At 59.2% G+C, this 17,421-nt stretch carries 17 protein-coding genes and 1 tRNA gene; 9 read left to right on the top strand and 9 right to left on the bottom strand.

The features are described from left to right. The first annotated feature begins 67 nt into the window (after positions 1 to 67). Positions 68 to 790, top strand: coding sequence for an amidotransferase (locus AC07Y2_RS11040; RefSeq protein WP_103387045.1), 723 nt, complete (start codon positions 68 to 70; stop codon positions 788 to 790). 42 nt (positions 791 to 832) lie between these two features. On the opposite strand, the gene AC07Y2_RS11035 is transcribed toward AC07Y2_RS11040, so the two are convergent. The 3 genes from AC07Y2_RS11035 to AC07Y2_RS11025 all read right to left on the bottom strand — a co-directional run bounded on the left by AC07Y2_RS11035 (position 833) and on the right by AC07Y2_RS11025 (position 3,568). After that, on the bottom strand, positions 833 to 1,804 hold the full coding sequence (locus AC07Y2_RS11035; RefSeq protein ID WP_039769945.1) for a magnesium and cobalt transport protein CorA: 972 nt from the start codon (positions 1,802 to 1,804) through the stop codon (positions 833 to 835). A gap of 135 nt (positions 1,805 to 1,939) precedes the next feature. Beyond that, complete coding sequence (locus AC07Y2_RS11030) at positions 1,940 to 2,662, bottom strand: 1-acylglycerol-3-phosphate O-acyltransferase (RefSeq protein WP_103387044.1); 723 nt, start codon at positions 2,660 to 2,662, stop codon at positions 1,940 to 1,942. Between the two features lie 216 nt (positions 2,663 to 2,878). Beyond that, the gene (locus AC07Y2_RS11025; protein ID WP_103387043.1) at positions 2,879 to 3,568 is read right to left on the bottom strand and encodes a crotonase/enoyl-CoA hydratase family protein; all 690 of its coding nucleotides are present in this window, start codon (positions 3,566 to 3,568) and stop codon (positions 2,879 to 2,881) included. A 307-nt stretch (positions 3,569 to 3,875) separates the two neighbouring features. Here AC07Y2_RS11025 and AC07Y2_RS11020 point away from each other — a divergent pair. Together AC07Y2_RS11020 and AC07Y2_RS11015 are read left to right on the top strand one after the other, a co-directional pair. After that, positions 3,876 to 3,965: transfer RNA gene (locus AC07Y2_RS11020), tRNA-Ser, on the top strand. A gap of 154 nt (positions 3,966 to 4,119) precedes the next feature. Next, positions 4,120 to 4,440: a YbjQ family protein gene (locus AC07Y2_RS11015; RefSeq protein ID WP_039769949.1), complete on the top strand. Its 321-nt coding sequence runs from the start codon at positions 4,120 to 4,122 to the stop codon at positions 4,438 to 4,440. Between the two features lie 42 nt (positions 4,441 to 4,482). Here the strand turns inward: AC07Y2_RS11015 and AC07Y2_RS11010 are convergent, their stop codons facing one another. Next, entirely contained in the window at positions 4,483 to 4,761 is a 279-nt protein-coding gene (locus AC07Y2_RS11010; protein ID WP_103387042.1) for a hypothetical protein, read from the bottom strand. A 242-nt stretch (positions 4,762 to 5,003) separates the two neighbouring features. Between AC07Y2_RS11010 and AC07Y2_RS11005 the strand changes: the two genes are divergently transcribed. The 4 genes from AC07Y2_RS11005 (at position 5,004) to AC07Y2_RS10990 (ending at position 6,718) form a co-directional block, all read left to right on the top strand. Further along, positions 5,004 to 5,192: a hypothetical protein gene (locus AC07Y2_RS11005; RefSeq protein ID WP_039769953.1), complete on the top strand. Its 189-nt coding sequence runs from the start codon at positions 5,004 to 5,006 to the stop codon at positions 5,190 to 5,192. 310 nt (positions 5,193 to 5,502) lie between these two features. Next, a complete protein-coding gene (locus AC07Y2_RS11000; RefSeq protein ID WP_039769955.1) occupies positions 5,503 to 5,871 on the top strand; it encodes a glycine zipper domain-containing protein in 369 nt (122 codons plus the stop codon). Positions 5,872 to 6,008: 137 nt separating this feature from the next. Further along, positions 6,009 to 6,431: a glycine zipper domain-containing protein gene (locus AC07Y2_RS10995; RefSeq protein ID WP_039769957.1), complete on the top strand. Its 423-nt coding sequence runs from the start codon at positions 6,009 to 6,011 to the stop codon at positions 6,429 to 6,431. Positions 6,432 to 6,553: 122 nt separating this feature from the next. Then, entirely contained in the window at positions 6,554 to 6,718 is a 165-nt protein-coding gene (locus tag AC07Y2_RS10990) for a hypothetical protein (protein WP_169429543.1), read from the top strand. Between the two features lie 180 nt (positions 6,719 to 6,898). Here the strand turns inward: AC07Y2_RS10990 and AC07Y2_RS10985 are convergent, their stop codons facing one another. Together AC07Y2_RS10985 and AC07Y2_RS10980 are read right to left on the bottom strand one after the other, a co-directional pair. Further along, positions 6,899 to 7,303 carry an Imm50 family immunity protein gene (locus AC07Y2_RS10985; RefSeq protein WP_074687611.1) on the bottom strand — a complete coding sequence of 135 codons (405 nt, stop codon included), beginning with the start codon at positions 7,301 to 7,303 and terminating at the stop codon, positions 6,899 to 6,901. A 2-nt stretch (positions 7,304 to 7,305) separates the two neighbouring features. Further along, positions 7,306 to 12,090: an RHS repeat-associated core domain-containing protein gene (locus AC07Y2_RS10980; protein WP_494990411.1), complete on the bottom strand. Its 4,785-nt coding sequence runs from the start codon at positions 12,088 to 12,090 to the stop codon at positions 7,306 to 7,308. A gap of 249 nt (positions 12,091 to 12,339) precedes the next feature. Between AC07Y2_RS10980 and AC07Y2_RS10975 the strand changes: the two genes are divergently transcribed. After that, on the top strand, positions 12,340 to 13,035 hold the full coding sequence (locus AC07Y2_RS10975) for an HAD-IA family hydrolase (protein ID WP_103386419.1): 696 nt from the start codon (positions 12,340 to 12,342) through the stop codon (positions 13,033 to 13,035). Positions 13,036 to 13,111: 76 nt separating this feature from the next. Here the strand turns inward: AC07Y2_RS10975 and AC07Y2_RS10970 are convergent, their stop codons facing one another. Next, positions 13,112 to 13,858 carry a 3-oxoacyl-ACP reductase family protein gene (locus tag AC07Y2_RS10970; RefSeq protein WP_039769965.1) on the bottom strand — a complete coding sequence of 249 codons (747 nt, stop codon included), beginning with the start codon at positions 13,856 to 13,858 and terminating at the stop codon, positions 13,112 to 13,114. Positions 13,859 to 13,983: 125 nt separating this feature from the next. Here AC07Y2_RS10970 and AC07Y2_RS10965 point away from each other — a divergent pair, with 125 nt between their 5' ends. Continuing rightward, on the top strand, positions 13,984 to 14,925 hold the full coding sequence (locus AC07Y2_RS10965; RefSeq protein ID WP_103386418.1) for a LysR family transcriptional regulator: 942 nt from the start codon (positions 13,984 to 13,986) through the stop codon (positions 14,923 to 14,925). On the opposite strand, the gene AC07Y2_RS10960 is transcribed toward AC07Y2_RS10965, so the two are convergent. Both AC07Y2_RS10960 and AC07Y2_RS10955 read right to left on the bottom strand, forming a co-directional pair. Continuing rightward, positions 14,894 to 15,622 carry an aspartate/glutamate racemase family protein gene (locus tag AC07Y2_RS10960; protein WP_039769968.1) on the bottom strand — a complete coding sequence of 243 codons (729 nt, stop codon included), beginning with the start codon at positions 15,620 to 15,622 and terminating at the stop codon, positions 14,894 to 14,896. The two genes, AC07Y2_RS10965 and AC07Y2_RS10960, sit on opposite strands and share 32 nt — an antisense overlap. 54 nt (positions 15,623 to 15,676) lie before the next feature. Then, positions 15,677 to 17,221: an NCS1 family nucleobase:cation symporter-1 gene (locus tag AC07Y2_RS10955; RefSeq protein WP_085666666.1), complete on the bottom strand. Its 1,545-nt coding sequence runs from the start codon at positions 17,219 to 17,221 to the stop codon at positions 15,677 to 15,679. Positions 17,222 to 17,421 lie beyond the last annotated feature (200 nt).

Raw genomic sequence — 17,421 nt, 5'->3', positions numbered from 1 at the left:
CTTGCCGGGTGGTTTCAAGGCAGGCTCTGGGGTGTGCATTATTCCCATCACGTGTCAGGTATTTTTTATGTCGCTACGCATCTGCATTCTGGAAACCGACATCCTGCGTCCGGAACTGGTCGATCAATATCAGGGTTACGGGCAGATGTTCCAGCGCCTGTTCTCGCAACAGCCGATCGCCGCCGAGTTCACGGTGTACAACGTGATGCAGGGCGACTATCCGAGTGATGACCTGACTTTCGATGCGTATCTGGTCACCGGCAGCAAGGCCGACTCGTTCGGCACCGACCCGTGGATCCAGACCCTCAAGCAATACCTGCTGACTCGCTACGAGCGCGGCGACAAACTGCTCGGCGTGTGCTTCGGCCATCAACTGCTGGCGCTGCTGCTGGGCGGCAAAAGCGAGCGCGCTACGCAGGGTTGGGGAGTTGGCATTCACAACTACAAACTGGCGGCCAAGGCACCGTGGATGAGCCCGGTGCGTGAAGAGCTGACGCTGTTGATCAGCCACCAGGATCAAGTCACGGCGTTGCCGGAGAACGCCACGGTGATTGCTTCCAGCGATTTCTGCCCGTTCGCCGCGTACCACATCAACGATCAGGTGCTGTGCTTCCAGGGGCATCCGGAATTTATCCACGACTACTCGCGAGCGCTGCTGGATCTGCGTCAGGATGCGCTGGGCGAGCAGGTGTACAGCAAGGGTGTGGCCAGCCTGGAACATCAGCACCACGGTACCACCGTTGCGGAATGGATGATGCGTTTCGTGGCGCACAAGCCGACCGCCGCTTGAATTCGAACGCCCTCGTGCTTTGCACGGGGGCGTTTTTTTAACTTACAACCAGCCCGATTTCTTGAAGCTTGCCCACAGGCTCACGCAGCCGACCGTAATAAAGCCCAGCACGCCGAAATAGCCGTAGTGCCAGCTCAGCTCCGGCATGTTCTGGAAGTTCATCCCGTAGATCCCCGCCACTGCCGTGGGGAACGCCAGAATCGCCGCCCACGCGGCGAATTTGCGCTGCACCACGCTCTGGCGTGACGCCTCCAGCAGCACGCCGATTTCGATGGTCTGGCTGGCAATGTCGGCCAGGGTGGTCAGGTCTTCCATCTGCCGCGTCACATGGATCTGCACATCACGGAAGTACGGGCGCATGTTCTTGTCGATGAAGGGGAAGCTCAGCTTCTGCAGCTCCTCGCCGATTTCCACCATCGGCGCCGCGTAACGGCGCAAACGCAAGACGTCTCGGCGCAGGCCATGGAGTTTCTGGATGTCGTGTTCATTGAGCGCACTGCACAGCACGTTGCGTTCCAGCTCATCAATCTCTGCATGGATCGCTTCTCCCACCGGCTGATAGTTTTCGATCACGAAATCCAGCAGCGCATACAGTACGAAATCTTCCCCGTGTTCCAGCAACAGCGGCCGCGCCTCACAGCGCTGGCGGACATGGGCGTAGGACGCCGAATGACCGTTACGCGCGGTGATGATGTAGCCGTTACCAGCGAAGATATGGGTTTCGATGAACTGCAGAATCCCGTGCTCGCGCACCGGCGAGTAGGTGACGATGAACAGCGCGTCGCCAAAGGTTTCCAGCTTTGGCCGGCTGTGTTTTTCCAGAGCGTCTTCGATGGCCAGTTCGTGCAGGTTGAACTGGCGTTGCAGGTTGGACAGTTCCTGGGCACTCGGCTCTTCGAGGCCGATCCAGACGAAGTGGCCGGTCTTGGCGGCCCAGGCCGCGCCTTCGTCGAGGGAAATATTGGTGACTTTCTTACCAGCGCTGTAAACCGCAGCAGCAACAACTCGACCCATGGTGTTGATTCACTTCTTCTTGGCAGATGGCAGGGGAGACATGGCTTCAGCTTAGCCGTGTCGCTGCTTGAGAGTCAGTGAAATCTGCACAGTTCACCGGGCAAAAGAAAACCCGCACTGGGCGGGCTTCTTTATTCACGCGGCTTGCAGCTGCCGATCCATCGCATCGATACATTCGCGCATCTGCTCGCGGCATTGGGTAATGAGCATGGGCATGTCATCCATGGTCAGGCCAGCGGTAGGAATTGCCGGCAGCGAGCGTATGAGAACTTTCCCGCTGTGCCAGCGGTTCAGACGCATGTGCTTGATGTAGCTGCTGACACACACCGGAACGATCGGCACCCCGGCGGCGATGGCCATCTGGAACGCGCCTTTTTTGAATGGCAGCAGTTCTTCACCCAGGTTGCGGGTGCCTTCCGGGAAGACCCAAATCGAGGTGTCTTTGTGCTGCAAAGTGTCGGTGGTGGTCAGCATCGACTGGCGCGCCTTGTGCGCGTTCCCGCGATCGATCAACACGTTGCCCGCCAGCCAGAACAGCTGCCCGAACAGTGGCACCCACTTCAGGCTCTTTTTGCCGATGCACACGGTACGACGCGGTACCACATTGCCGAACACGAACAGGTCGTAGTTGGACTGATGGTTGGCGATGATCACGCAGCTGTCGGGCTTGTTCATCAACGGCCCGACATCGGCTTTCACTCGCAAACGCAAAATGCACATGGCCGGCAGTGCATAGAGACGGGCGCACAGGCGACTGTTGTCCGGATTGAATGGGCGGCACAGCCCGAGGATCACACCGAGGATTCCCGCCAGAATAAAGTGCAGGCCCATCAACAACATACGAAACACGAACAGCATTTTAAGGCCCATCGGGACAAAAGGTGGCGCAGTGTACGGATGTGCACTGTTTTCGGCAATTGCCGCTATAGAGTCCGGAGATGGGCGATGTTTAAGCGCATGTTTCCGACTTGTTGGTCAGAGGCGTCCTAGAGCTGCTGCAGAGTTTTTAACTGGGCGTGTAAGAAAAAGCCCGACACGACGGTCGGGCTTTTCAGAATCGGTATGAGCCGGGTGTCAGCCCAGATGCTCCTGATCCTGAATGATCGCGTTGTCCAGGGTTTCCAGCAGCGCCTTGCGCACTTTCAGCTTGGTGTTCTTGTGTGCGGTCATGTTGATTTTCTTCAACTGACGTGCGGCGGCGAGGGCGGCGCCTTGCAGTTCATCGGCCGCGACAACCTTGTCGAGGAAGCCGGCATCCACTGCGCTTTGCGGATCAAACATCTCGCCGTTGATCACCGAGCGATGGAAGGCCGAGCGACGCAGACGATCACGGGCCAGCTCGATACCGGCATGGTGCATGGTCATGCCGATCTGCACTTCATTCAGACCGATGCTGAACGGGCCGTCGACACCTATGCGGTAGTCGGCGGACAACAGAATGAATGCACCTTTGGCCACGGCGTGACCCGGGCAAGCGACGATCACCGGGAACGGATGCGACAGCAGACGACGGGCCAGAGTCGAACCGGCAGTCACCAGCGACACCGCCTCTTTAGGGCCGGCGGTCATTACTTTCAGGTCGTAGCCGCCAGAGAGAATGCCCGGCTGGCCGGTGATGATCACAACGGCACGATCCGCCACCGCCTGATCCAGCGCCGCGTTGAAGGCCGCGATCACGTCCGGGGAAATGGCGTTGACCTTGCCGTTGCTCAGGGTCAGGGTCGCGATACCGTCTTCGAGGTGGTAGGCAATCAGGTCGCTCATGGCGCAATTCCTTATAAGAAAGATGGGCAGACGTTACCCACCGTCGTCGGTCAGGTAAAGCACTGTGACTGACCCGCCAGTCACTGTTTACTGGCCGATGCGCTGCAACGCGCCCGGTGCCTGACGCCTGCGCGCCTATATAGAAGGGCCGCGTTTACCCGAGATTGGCCGGATCGCCATGGACTCTCGATGGCGGTCGCGGCTTTTTCGCTTAACCGCATGAAAATTCTGAAAAAAAGTTTGCCATCAGAAAAGCTTTCGACTACATTAGCGCGCCTCGACAGACAGAACATGTTTGAAGAGATACGGTGAAGTGTCCGAGTGGCTTAAGGAGCACGCCTGGAAAGTGTGTATACAGGAAACTGTATCGAGAGTTCGAATCTCTCCTTCACCGCCAAATTCGATGTAAACAAAACCCCTGGTTTCGAAAGAAACCAGGGGTTTTGTGCATTCTGGCGTCCGGATTTTTTTGGTCACAGAGATCGGTTCGGCATCCCTTTGCCAGGGCATTACAATCGCGGTTTTATCCGGCATGTAAAAGGACGACCTCCATGATCATTTCCACCACCCACTCCATCGAAGGCCGGCAGATTACGGCGTATCTGGACATCGTCAGTGCCGAGTCGGTGCAGGGCGTGAATGTGATTCGCGATATGTTCGCGGGCATGCGCGACTTTTTCGGCGGGCGTTCGCAGACGCTGGAGCGGGCATTGAAGGAGGCACGTATCCAGGCGACTGACGAGATCAAGGAACGTGCGCGGGCTTTGCAGGCGGATGCGGTGGTCGGGGTGGATTTCGAGATCAGCATGCCCGCAGGGAAGGGTGGCATGGTTGTGGTGTTTGCGACCGGTACGGCGGTCAAGTTGCGCTGAGGCTAGTGAGCCCATCCAACGGAATGGGCTCTGTGCTGATAATCAGCCCTGCGGTTTGAGCAGGATGGTGCCTTTCGAATCGTAGGTCAGCGGCGTGTCGTTCGCGACGAGAGGCGGCGTATCGCCGGGTTGAACTGGCTGAACCGGGTCTGGATGGTAGATGACGCCAGGCTGCAACGGACTTGGTCCGGTCGGCTGCTTGATGACAATCTCACCTGAAGCGATCTTTTCCTTGAGTTTCTCCGCCCCGGCCTTGCCGGCGGCGATCTGTTCATCCGTGAGCTTTACAACAGGCAGTGTCGGGAATCCTTTGATTTCCATGTTCTCTCCTTGAGATTCATTGTGTAGGAAAAAGGGCAGCGGCCGGTCGCCGCAAATCTTTAGCCGCTTGGGACCAACGGTTCCCCAATGTGTTTAATTTCCGTAGGCCATTCGTCGGGCTTCGGGCGATCTGAATCACAAGTCCAGGAATGACCGGCTAGTCTCAAAAGCCTTGGAGGTCGATATTTTTTCAGGCGAAAGGGTTTGCCGGTGTCGGCCCGCATTTGAGAAGGGGAGCAAAGATGACTGATCCGTACATCGAAGACGACGGGGCTGAATTTTCATTCAATAATTGCGTGCGCTGCGGCCAGACGGAGTATCAGGCCGGATTTGGCGAGGATCCGGTGCAGACCGGCAAGATCAAGTCCACGGCACCCAAGGGCCCGAAGGCGAAGTTTCTGCCCAAGGTCACCACCCGCTCCAGAAAGTGAGTCCTGTCCCGCAGAGCCCCGTCATTGAACGGGGTTTTTTATGCCTGCCTGGTAAAGAAGCGTCCTACATTGATTGAAGCTTTTGTCCGGTTTTTTCACAAACTTTTCACACCCGCCTGAGTAGGGTGAAGCCATCCGTTAGAAAGCAAGTCTCCAGCCCGTCTCCCCAGCGGGCTTTTTTTTGTCCGTCATAAAACCTTTTCCGTATTCACTGTCCAATCGGCGCCAAGTGCGCTGCAACGCTGGACATTGCCGCGGCAACAGCATTCAATCTGCGCCCTTTTTTATTCCTTTTGTTGAGGTTTTCGTCATGCGTTTAACTCTGCCTGCTCTGGTTCTGGGGCTTCTGGTTGCTCAAGGTGCAATGGCTGGTGACGGTACCGCCGCACTGGGTGGCGGTCTCGGCGGCGCGCTGGGTAACGTGGTTGGCCAGAAAATGGGCGGCAGCACCGGCGCAGCGATTGGCGCTGGTGTAGCGGGTGCGGCCGGCAGTGCACTGGCTGCCAAGAAAGGTGCTCGTACCAAAGCAGCCATCGGCGGCGGCGTCGGCGCGGCGGGCGGTTCGGTGATCGGTAACAGCCTGGGCGGCAAGACTGGCGCCACCATCGGTGCTGGCCTGGGCGGCGCAGCCGGTGGCGCGGTGGGCAGCAACCTGTCCAAGGGTCACAAACGTCACTGATTGCCAACGCATGTCTGAAAAGGCCCGGTTTGATGCCGGGCCTTTTCGTTGCTGAACGTTTTTCCCGAATTCGCCTCCAATGCTACGTAGCCCCCTCCGCGGGCGAACCGTCCCGACTCGGGACCTGTGAGGTCTGTATGCGCTTGACATTATCCGCATTGGTTTTGGGATTACTGGTAGCCCAAGGCGCCATGGCCGCTGGTGATGGCACAGCCGCCGTGGGTGGCGGATTGGGTGGCGCGCTGGGCAACGTGGTCGGCGGCCAGCTCGGCGGCAGCACCGGTGCTGCGGTGGGCGCTGGTGTTGGTGGTGCAGCCGGCAGTGCTGTCGGCGCGAACAAACGCAATCGCACGGAAGCCGCCATTGGCGGTGGCCTCGGCGCCGCAGGCGGTTCAGTGATCGGCAACAGCCTCGGCGGCTCCACCGGTTCGACCATCGGCGCAGGGTTGGGCGGCGCAGCGGGTGGTGCGGTCGGCAACAACCTGGGTGACGATGGCGGCAAGTCGCACTCCGGCGGTGGTCATAAGCACAAGTACAAACACAAGAATCGTCATCGTTGAGTGATCGGTTCTACGGAAACCCGGCTTTATGCCGGGTTTTTTGCGCCTGCGCGTCATGCGCAGGAACGAATAGCGACCATACTTTTCGAACGTTTACACATTTGAGATTAATGAGGTGCGCCATGACTCCCGAAACCGAAGGCAAGGAAGAAAAAGGCCCGAGCGGATTGCCGTTTATCAATGATCCGGGGAATGAAGATCCGGGGTCGTTGATGGATGATGCGACGGTTCCGCTTATGGAGGGTGAGGAGGAGCTTGAGTATGAGGATTTTGATGATGATGAGTGATGGGGTGCTCGCATCAATTTTCCTGCAGCAATTTTCGTGTGTTGTTCGTTTAAATTTGGGTAATCGACTTGGCTACTCTGATCTGTAAAAAATAAAGTAATTGCGCATATCTCTTGATAAAAATTGCAATTATTACAAATAAAAAACTATCGCGATGGAAGTTAAAATATCAAGTTTTAATCATGTTTCATGGAATGGAGTGCTGGTCAGATAAACCGTAGGCTCGCGAAGGCATATAAAAGCTGTCGTGAAATGTATTGATGAGTCGTCAGAAGTGGCCGAAACTCTAAATCGTAAACCAGTATTTTTTATGGTTAATCTCAGGTTTTTGTTTGTAGGTAGATTGTGTAATGCCAAATCCTCTATCTCGCTGCATGTTATTCCTATGCGGCAAGCGTTAAATCCCATTTTTTCCCATTTTTTCGGAGGAGTGTCCGGGATTTCAGGTATATCGAAACCTAATGTGACGGTCGAGTAATTGTTGTCGATATTTAAGATGAAAAGTTTTATTTCTCCAATGGCTATTGGGGAGCTAAAAATCATGTTGAAAAAAGTGCTTTCTGCTATATCGTTCCAGTGTTTCATGGCTATTTCCTAAAAGGATAGTGCTCGTCAGTATTTTTGACTTTTCCAGTTCTTGGGTTGGCTGCGGGACGGATGTTAAAGTGTGGTCCTTGATCTCCAATTTTCCTAGCATCGCCGAATTTATGTCCAGCAGAGTGATCTTGCAATATTAGCTTGAAACCATCCTGTCGAGTGTACATGTACTGTCTAGTTCTAATGGGTATGCCGGAGTCGTTCAAGATGCTTTTGCCGTTTATATCGGTCATGTTGATGTAAATAAACTGACCTGGTTTGCCACTGACTTCGTCAAACTGTACGTCTGGCTGTTGACCTTTCGGAATCCCTGCATCAGCTTTTGCCTGTCTAAAAGCGCCGCGTCTGGAAACATCCGGAAGCTCAACCTCACCAAAATCTGAACAAGCAACTGATTTTCCATTTTTGGGCGGACAGTTGGACGTCAACCCCAACGGATCCACCCACCCCGTCGGATTCGGCACGTACTGGTACTGATTCAGCCCACCCGCCAGCTTCACCGGATCCGGCGTCAGGTACCGTCCCAAGTCAGGGTCGTAATACCGGTGCCGGTTGTAATGCAGCCCGCTTTCGTCATCGAAGTACTGCCCCTGAAACCGCAGCGGCTGATTCAGGTAGTCCTCGGTTGCCAGCTCCAGCGAGGTGACCTTGCCGTAGGCGCTGTATTTGGCTGACCAGACGATCTCGCCGCTGTAGTCGGTCAGTTCCTGCGGGGTGCCGAGGTGGTCGAGCTGGTAGTAGAACGGGCAGGCGCGTTTCGGGCCTTTGCCGTCGAGCATCGCCAGCGGGCGGAAGGTGCCGGGTTCGTAGATGAAGCTGCGGTGTTGGGTCGGGCTGCTTTCGGCGATCAGGTGGTCGCCTTGCCAGAAGAACTCGGTGGTCTGGCCGTTGACGGTCTTGCGGATGCGCCGGCCGAAGGCGTCGTACTGGTAGGTGGCGCTGTTGCCGTCGGGGCGGGTCAGGCCGATCAGGCGGTGCTGGCTGTCGTAGCGGTATTCGGTGATCAGTATCTGCGCGCGGCCGCGGCGTTCGCGGATCAGGTTGCCGAAGGCGTCGTAGTCGTAATGGCGGTCGCCCTGCATCAACAGGCGGTTGCCTTTGATCTGCGTCGGGCCGGGGCGGTCCTGCATCAGCAGGTTGCCGGCCGGGTCGTGGGCAAAGTTTTCCGGCGCATCGTCGCGGGTATGGCGCACGCGGATCAGCCGGTCGAGGGCGTCGTAGGTATAGCTGCGCTGACCGTGGCGGGTGTCGGCGATGTGTTCGAGGTTGCCGTTGGCGCTGTAGGCAAAGTCGCGGCGGTACAGTGCACTGCGCTGATGGCCTACGGCGTGGGCGCGTAAGCGGCCCTGTTCGTCGTAGGCATATTCGCTGAGCAGCAGGCCTTGCTGGCGTTGCTGTTCACGACCGTGCTGGTAGACGTGACGGGTGAGCAAAGCGCCGTTGAGGTCGATCGCGGTCAGCGCGCCGCCCTTGGCGTAGTGGTAGTCGAGCTTGCTGTTGTCCGGCAGACGCATGCGAGTGAGCTGGCCGCAGGCGTCGTAGGTGTAACGCAGCGTGCCCCAGCCCTGATGCTCGCGCACCAGCCGGTCCTGCAGGTCGTATTCGAAAGCCAGCGGGTGATCCTGGCCGTCATCCACGCCGACCAACCGACCGAGGCGGTCATAGCGGTAGTTGACCTCGACCCCGTCCGGCAGGGTCTTGAGCAGCAATCGCCCGGCGCTGTCGCGCTGGTAAGTGGTGACCAGCGTCGAGCCGTCGTCGCCATACTCGGTCTTTTCCAGCAGATGACCGTTGCGGTCGTAGACATACGCCGTACGCCGGCCATCGAAGCCGGTTTCCTGTCGGATCAGTCCGGTGGGCGTGTAGTCCAGCCGATACTTTTCGCCCGACTCATTCTCGATTTCCGTCAGCAGCAGCTGCGCATGGTCGTAGCGGTACCGGAGTTGCGTGCCGTCGGGGTTGATCCGCCGGCTGACCAAATGCAGGTCATCGTCATATTCGTAGCGGGTGATGCGCCCCAGTTCATCGCGTTCGGCGGTGATCTGGCCGTAGGCGCTGTAGGACCAGGCGCGGGTGGCACCATTCGGCGAGGTGGTCTGGATCAGCCGGCCAACGGCATCCCATGCATGACGGGTGACCGCGCCATGCTCGTCCTGCGCCGTAATCCGCCGCCCTAGCGCATCGTAGGAAAACTTGCGAACCCCACCGTCCGGCAGACTTTCTTCGACCAGTTGGCCCAGGTCGTTCCACACGAACACATGCCGACCCGAATCCGGATAACGGATCGACAGCAACCGCCCCTGTGCATCGCGGTGGTAGTGGGTGACATGGCCATCCGGGTCGACCGCTTCGGTGATATCACCCTGGGCATTACGCCGGTACGTCCACACGGCATCGCCACGTGAACGACTGTGCAGGAAACCGTTGCGGTACTCGTAGGACGTCGGCGCATCGTCCGGCGGAATCAGCGCGATCAGCCGTCCGGCATCGTCGTAGCGGTATTCGGTGACCGCCCCCAGCGCATCCTGCTCGGCGACCAATCGGCCCTGCGCGTCGTAGGCCTTGAGCTGTTCGCCACCATCGGCGGCAACCTGACGCACCAACCGCGCCGTATCGTCGTGGACGTAGGTTTCTTCAGTGCCGTCGACGTACTGCACCGTGACACTGCCGGCGTCATCCCAGACGTAACGCGTATCCATCTGCGAAAACGACGCCCAGTGCCGCACGCAACGCGCCGCCTTGCCGGCGCGTTCCCACTCCCAGAAGAAACTCGCACCGCCGGCCAGTTGCCGTTGCAGAATGACGTGCTGATCGTCGTAGTCGTAACGCTCAGTCTCGCCGACCGCGTTGGACGCCTCGATCAATCGATGGCGGGCATCAAAGCGGTAGCTGACCAGCGTCTGCTCGGTACGCCAGGCAGACTCCCGAAAAACCTGATAATCGACCGCGACCAGATGCGCCCGCTCATAACGCAGCAACAAAGAACGGCCAGCCCCGTTGTCCAGGCGCTGAATCCGGTCGGAAAGATCCCGATGCACGGTCAGACGATTGCCATAGGCATCGCTGACAGCCGTCAGACGCCCAACCCGAAAGTGATAAAACCGCGTAGCGTCCCCCGCCAGCGCAACAATCAACTCCTCCGGCTCATCCCCCAAAAAGATCGCCGCCCGCGACAAGCTGTTGTGGATTTCCGGCCGCTCGACACTCGGCAACGGAAACCGCGTCCGCCGGTTCTCATGGTCGACCCAGACCACCGAAGCGCCATCAATCTCCAGCCGATGCGCCAGCGAGTGACTCCAGCCAAACCCCAGCCCAACATCAATCTCGGCCGCGCTGCTGCGGTACAACCGGTTGAACTCGAATGGAAGCAGCCCATCGAGCACACCATCGGTCAGCGTTAGCAGCTCTTCACCGGTGACCATCGAAACCGGACAGCCATTGGTGCAGGTCCTCGGTGCACAATCGGCACTGTCACCGTTGGGATTTTTTGCCTGATCCGAAGCATCATCCCGAGGCTCGTGCCGTTCCATTCGTGTCATGCCGTGGGACTTGTCGCGGGCAATGGCCGCCGGATTGGGCACCTTCAGCACCAGCGCATCCCCCGTGCGAACCTCCAGCGGAATAGCCGGTGTCGGCCGCAACGGTGCCGGGCCTGCATTGACCATCAGCGGTTTCAACGCGCTCGCATGCCGGGTCAGATCAGGCGCGGAGGTCAGCTCCGCCAGCCGCAGCGCCGAAGCCGCCAGCCATTCCCGCGCACGCGGCGACTTGATCTTGCCCAGTACCTGGGTGCTCAACCGCAGCGGCACACCCATGCCACCCGACACACACATCAGCAGAAAACTGACCAGCAGCTCAGCCCGAACTTCAGCCAGCACCTCGGCCAGATACTGCGGCGGCAGCATCTTCAGCCAGCTGGTAAAGGCCGCCAGATAAATGAACAGCAACGGCTCGTCGCTGAGCATCAGCAAGCCATTGGCGATGGCTTCGGTGGATGCCTGGAGCAAAGCATCCAGTTCAGCGCTGGACAGGTATTGCAGAAGCTTTTCGCTGTTGGCCTGCAAATCTGCAAGCAGGGCAAACAGCTGTTTCACGTCATCCCAGACGCCATTCAGCGCAGATTCGAAACCGTGCCAGTCAGCCTGTTGCAGCTGCCCGTAACGCTCGGTGAAACCGGCGCTGGAAAACGCCGTCCACTGCGGTTGAAACCCTTTCCATTCCTCACGCAGCCAGCCTTCCAGGCCATCAACAAGGCCCTGATACGAGGCGTACAACGTCTGGATATGCGCGGTGGAAACATCGGGAAAGAAGGTGATGCGATAACGCTGGCCCCGGTCGCAATCGTCGACCTTGAGAATGCCGCTGGGGCCGATGGTGTGATGCAGCGGTTCGCCGAACCCCAAAACGCCGTCGACATCGGAAATCACCGGTTCAAGGATCACCGGCGTGTCGCCGATCGGCACAAACCGTGCGGCTTCGAACATGTGCACCAGCGTCAGGGGGCCGGTGGAGGGGCACATGACCACGGAGGAACTGATGGGGATGCGGCTGCCAACCGGTGCACTGAGCCGGACATCGTTGCCGACCTTGAACACCTGCTCGACACCCAGCGCGGTGCCCATCCAGAACTGTTCGGCCCAGGCGTCATAGTTGTTGAGACAGAGGCGAAACTCCTGAAACAGCTTTTCGACATCGGGCTGATCAGGGTTCAGCGCAGCGACCACCAGCAAACCAATGCTGTTGTTCAATTTCAGGAGTGGATCAGGTGGAAGCATTGGCAGTCACTCGCGCGCATCGGGGGAATGGCGCGAAACTTTGCGGGGGATCGAACAGGAAAGAAGTCAGCCGAGTAGGCGATGTCTGTAGGGCGATTCTCTAAATGTGCGGGAGGGCGTTCGGCGGACAACCGACATTGCCCGTTGCTCAACCTCGGCTGCGCTCGTTATGCTGCTGAACCCTTTAATCAGATCCGAGCAGCGGCGATATCCACGCCGCTCGGGATGTCTTTGATAACGGATCCGATGATGAATGCACCGCTGAAGGCGTTTGGCCCGATCAAGGCCGTGATTTTCGACATGGACGGTTTGCTGCTGGACACCGAGGGCATCTACACCGAGGTCACCTCACTGATTGCCGCGCGTTACGGGCGTACCTTCGACTGGAGCATCAAGCAGAACATCATCGGCCGTGGCGCCGGCGATCTGGCGCGCTACGTGGTTGAGGCGCTGGACCTGCCGATCACCGCCGAAGAGTTTCTGGTAATCCGCGAGCCGCTGATGCGCGAGCGTTTTCCCACCGCGCAAGCGATGCCGGGCGCCGAGGAACTGATCCGTCACCTCAAGGTGCACAACATTCCGATTGCGGTCGGTACCAGCTCATCGCGTCAGTCGTTCGGTCAGAAAACCACCTTGCACCGCGACTGGTTCGCGCTGTTCGACTTCATCGTCACCGCTGACGACCCGGAAGTCGGCGCAGCCAAACCGGCACCGGACATCTTCCTCACCGCCGCTCGCCGCCTGGGTGTGGCGCCGGAAGATTGCCTGGTGTTCGAAGATTCGCCATTCGGCGTGACAGCCGCGAAAGCAGCCGGCATGACTGCCATCGCCATTCCCGATGCCGCCATGGCCGATGAAAAATACGCACACGCCGACGGGATTCTTCGTACGTTGAAAGCGTTCACGCCGAGTGCATGCGGATTGCCGGCGCTCGACTGGGCCTGATCAAACCGCCGACATAAAAACGCCGCCCCTCTGTCAAAGGAGGGGCGGCGTTTTTCGTTATCGACTATCTGATCAATCAGGCGCCGAAACCACCGTCGATGGTCAGGCTGGCCCCGGTGATATAACCGGCCTCCGGGCTTGCGAGGTAGGCGACGAAGCTGGCGATTTCCTCGGCTTTACCGTAACGACCCACCGCCATCAGCGGGATCAGGCTGTCGGCAAACTCGCCGTGAGCCGGGTTCATGTCGGTATCGACCGGGCCGGGTTGCACGTTGTTGATGGTGATGCCCCGTGGGCCGAGGTCGCGGGCCAGGCCTTTGGTCAGGCCGACCAGTGCGGATTTGCTCATCGCATACACGCCACCACCGGCGAAGGGCATGCGGTCGGCGTTGGTGCTGCCGATGTTGATGATGCGCGAGCCTTCGCCCATGTGTCTGGCGGCTTCCTGGCTGGCGATGAACACGCTGCGCACGTTGATTGCCAGGGTCTGGTCGAAGTCTTCCAGTTTGAAGTCTTCCAGCGGCGCGACGGCCAGCACACCGGCGTTGTTGACCAGGATGTCGAGGCGGCCAAAGGTTTCGACAGTGGCGTTCACCGCGTTGCGGATGGCACCTGCGTCGGCGCTGTCAGCCTTGATCGCCAGGGCTTTGCCGCCGGTGGCGGTGATGCTGTTTTGCAGTTCTTCAGCCTTGGCGGCCGAGCTGACGTAGGTAAAGGCAACCGCGGCGCCTTCAGCGGCCAGGCGCTTGACGATGGCGGCACCGATGCCGCGAGAGCCGCCTTGAATCAGAGCGACTTTACCGCTGAGGTGTTGAGTGGTCATGTTCGATCTCCAGAAGTTTCAAGGCAGGCTGCCTTGGTGTGGTGTCGAGTATCTGCCCCTCGCCAATAGGCGGGTAGACCGTGGTTGCTATAGTCTGTGTAAACCAAAAGTTTAGAGTGGCGGCCATGGAAACCTTCAGCAGTATCGAATGCTTCGTGCGCAGCGCCGAAGTCGGCAGCTTTGCCGAGGCCGCGCGACGCCTGAGCCTGACACCGGCCGCCGTGGGTAAGAGTGTTGCGAAACTGGAAGCGCGCCTCGGCGTGAGGCTGTTCCAGCGTAGCACCCGTCGGTTGACCCTGACGGAAGCGGGGCAATTGTTTCTGAGTGAGGTCAGCGGCAGCCTCACCACTATCCAGAATGCGGTGAACAATCTGGCCAGCGCCGGCGGCCAACCGGCGGGTACGCTGAAAGTCAGCATGGGCACGGTGTTCGGCCGTTTGTACATCGTGCCGTTGCTGGGGGAATTCCTGAAAAGATTTCCGGCGATCAACCCGGACTGGCACTTCGATAACCGCCAGGTCGATCTGATCGGCCAGGGTTTCGATGCAGCGATTGGCGGTGGCTTCGAACTGCCCCAAGGCGTGGTGGCGCGCAGGCTGACACCAGCGCATCGGGTGTTGGTGGCTTCCAAGGATTATCTGGATCGGTACGCACCGATCAGCGAACCGGACGACCTCACACTGCACGACGGCATCCTGATCCGCTCACCGCAGACTGGTCGCGTGCGCTCCTGGCAATTGACGCATCGCACCCGACAACACAGCCCGCTGACCCTCAAGGCGCGAATGACCATGAGCGATTCCGAAGCCGCCTGCGCCACGGCGGCGCAGGGGTTGGGGATTGCGTTGGTGAGCATGCCGTTCGCCGTCGGCTATCTTGAGGCGGGGACGTTGCAGCGGGTCCTGCCGGACTGGTACGTCGACGACGGCAACATCTCCATTTATTACGCCGAACACAAACTGTTGCCGGGCAAGACCCGGGCCTTCGTCGATTTTGTCATCGAGCAGTTTTCAACCCAGGGCCTCGCCGAACGGTTCAACGCGCAAAACGTGCTGGCCAGCCGATGATGGTTTTTGGCCGTGGCGTCGCATAGGTGCGTACCTTGGAGGTCGACAAGCCCAGTCGCACCAGTGATTCGGCGATGGTCACGGCCGCTGTGACGCCATCCACCACCGGCACCCCGGTGCGCTGACGGATCTTCTCATCGAGCCCGGCCATGCCGCCGCAACCCAGGCAGATCACTTCGGCTTTATCCTGAGTCACCGCCAGTTCCGCCTGATGCACGATCGCTTCCAGCGCCCGTTGCGGCTCGTGTTCCAGCTCCAGCACCGCCAGGCCACTGGCACGCACCGAGGCGCAGCGATCCCACAGGCCGGACAGTTTCAGCCGATCCTCAATCAGCGGCACGGTGCGATCCAGCGTGGTCACCACCGAGTAGGCGTGGCCAAGGTACATCGCGGTGCTGGCCGCCGCGTCGGTAATGTCCACCACCGGCACGTTGAGCAACTCCTGCAAACCTTCGCGACCGTGCTCGCCGTAGCCGGCCTGGATCACCGCGTCGAACGGCTGGTCGTAGGACATCACCCGGTCCATCACGGCGATGGCCGCCAGATAACTTTCGAAATTGCCCTCGACTGAATCGGCGCCGAAGTATGGCGTCAGGCCGACAATCTCGGTGCCGGGGGAAGCGACAGCCTGCGCCGAACGAGCGATGGCCTGAGTGATGGATTCGGTGGTGTTGACGTTGACCACGAGAATGCGCATGGGAAGTCCTTATTGCGGTTGGTTCTGCGGCCCCGCGAGGGGCCGCCAAAAGATTCAGTGGCTGACGTTTTCGACGGCGATGGCTTCACCGTCCACGTCGGCGTAGTGCGGCTGGCGTTTGGCGATGATCAGGTAGAGCATTCCGGCAATGCCGGCACCGATCAGCCAAGAGAAGGGCGAGACGCTGTGGAAGCCCGGCACCAGCGCCAGGACGATCGCGATCAAGGCGGCCGGAATAAACGCTGCGACCGCCCGCAGATTGACCCCGCGACTGTAGTAATACGCACCGTTCGGGTGTTCGCTGTACAGCTGCGGCACGTGGATCCGGCCTTTGCGGATCAACCAGTAGTCGACCATGATCACGCCGTACAGCGGGCCGAGCAGGGCGCCGAGGCCGGACAGGAAATACACGATCACCAGCGGGCTGTTGTAGAGGTTCCACGGCAGGATCAGCACAGCAATCGTTGCGCTGATCAGCCCGGCGCGGCGGAAGGTCAGGTATTTCGGCGCCAGGTTGCTGAGCACGAAGGCCGGGGCGACGAAATTGGCCATGATGTTCACCGCCACGGTGACGATCAGGAACGCCAGGCAGCCGAGCACCAGAAAGAACGTGTTGGGGATCGACGCAATGATTTCGGTCGGGCTTTCGATGATCCGCCCGTTGATCTGAAATTGCGCACCGCACAGCAAGACGGTGATCCCGGCGAACACCAGAATATTCACCGGCAGGCCCCAGAAATTTCCGATCTTGATCGTTTTGCGGCACGGCGAAGAGCGGGCGAAGTCGCAGAAGTTGAGGATCAGCGTCCCATAGATCGCCAGCCACAAGGCGCCGCCGGCAAAGATGTTGCGCCACATCTCACCGCCGGTCAGGGGTTCGCGGATCGACCAGGCAATGGTCGCGTTGGCCTGGGTGTACATCCACGCGGCGAGGCAGGCGACGGTCAGCAGAATCACCGGCCCGGCGAAGGCTTCGTAGCGGCGCACCATTTCCATGCCGTAGGCGAGGATCGCCAGTTGCACGAACCAGATCGCCACGAAACACACCCAGCCCAGGCTCGACAGGCCGAGGATCGAGTTGTGATCGTAGTCTGCGAAACCGGGATGGATCGCCGTGAGCAGCACGCGAAACACCACCGACGCCAGGTACGTCTGAATTCCGAACCAGGCGATGGCGATCACCGCCCGGATCAATGCAGGAATCTGTGCCCCGTGAATGCCGAAACTGATCCGGCTGATCACTGGAAACGGCACGCCGGTTTTCTGCCCCATATAGCCGGACAGGTTCATGAAGAAATACACCAGCGCCGCGCCGATCCCCAGCGACAGCAGAATCTGCCAGCCGCCCAGGCCCAGGGCGTACAGACCGATGGCAAACGAGTAATTGGCGATGTTGTGCACATCGTTGGTCCACAGGGCAAAGATGCTGTATTTGCCCCAACGCCGTCCTTCGACCTTGGTCGGTGCGAGGTCGCTGTTGTGCAGACGCGGGCTCAATTGCAGCGGTTCGGCGATGCCATCACCGGCCACGCTGTGGTCGAGGGTTGAAGAGGCGGGCAGATTCAGCGCGATGTTGTTATTGGAGAGACTCGTACGCATTCCGGCAGGCTCCTGATGTCCGGGTCGCGATGACTGTGCATGAGCGCTCGGGCTCGGCAGATCTTCGTCGCGGCGGTGAAACATCACTGGTTTCGGGGCATCTGCAGCCTGTACGGGATAGGGCGCTTCAGGCTTGCGGATCGAAAGTGTGGGTTCATGTTTTGCGGTTTTGTATACAAAACATGTATGCACTAAAGCCA

This window comes from Pseudomonas sp. GW456-12-1-14-TSB6, assembly GCF_059424205.1.
Note: the sequence above shows the minus strand (reverse complement) of the source record. Positions and strands in the feature narration are given on the sequence as shown.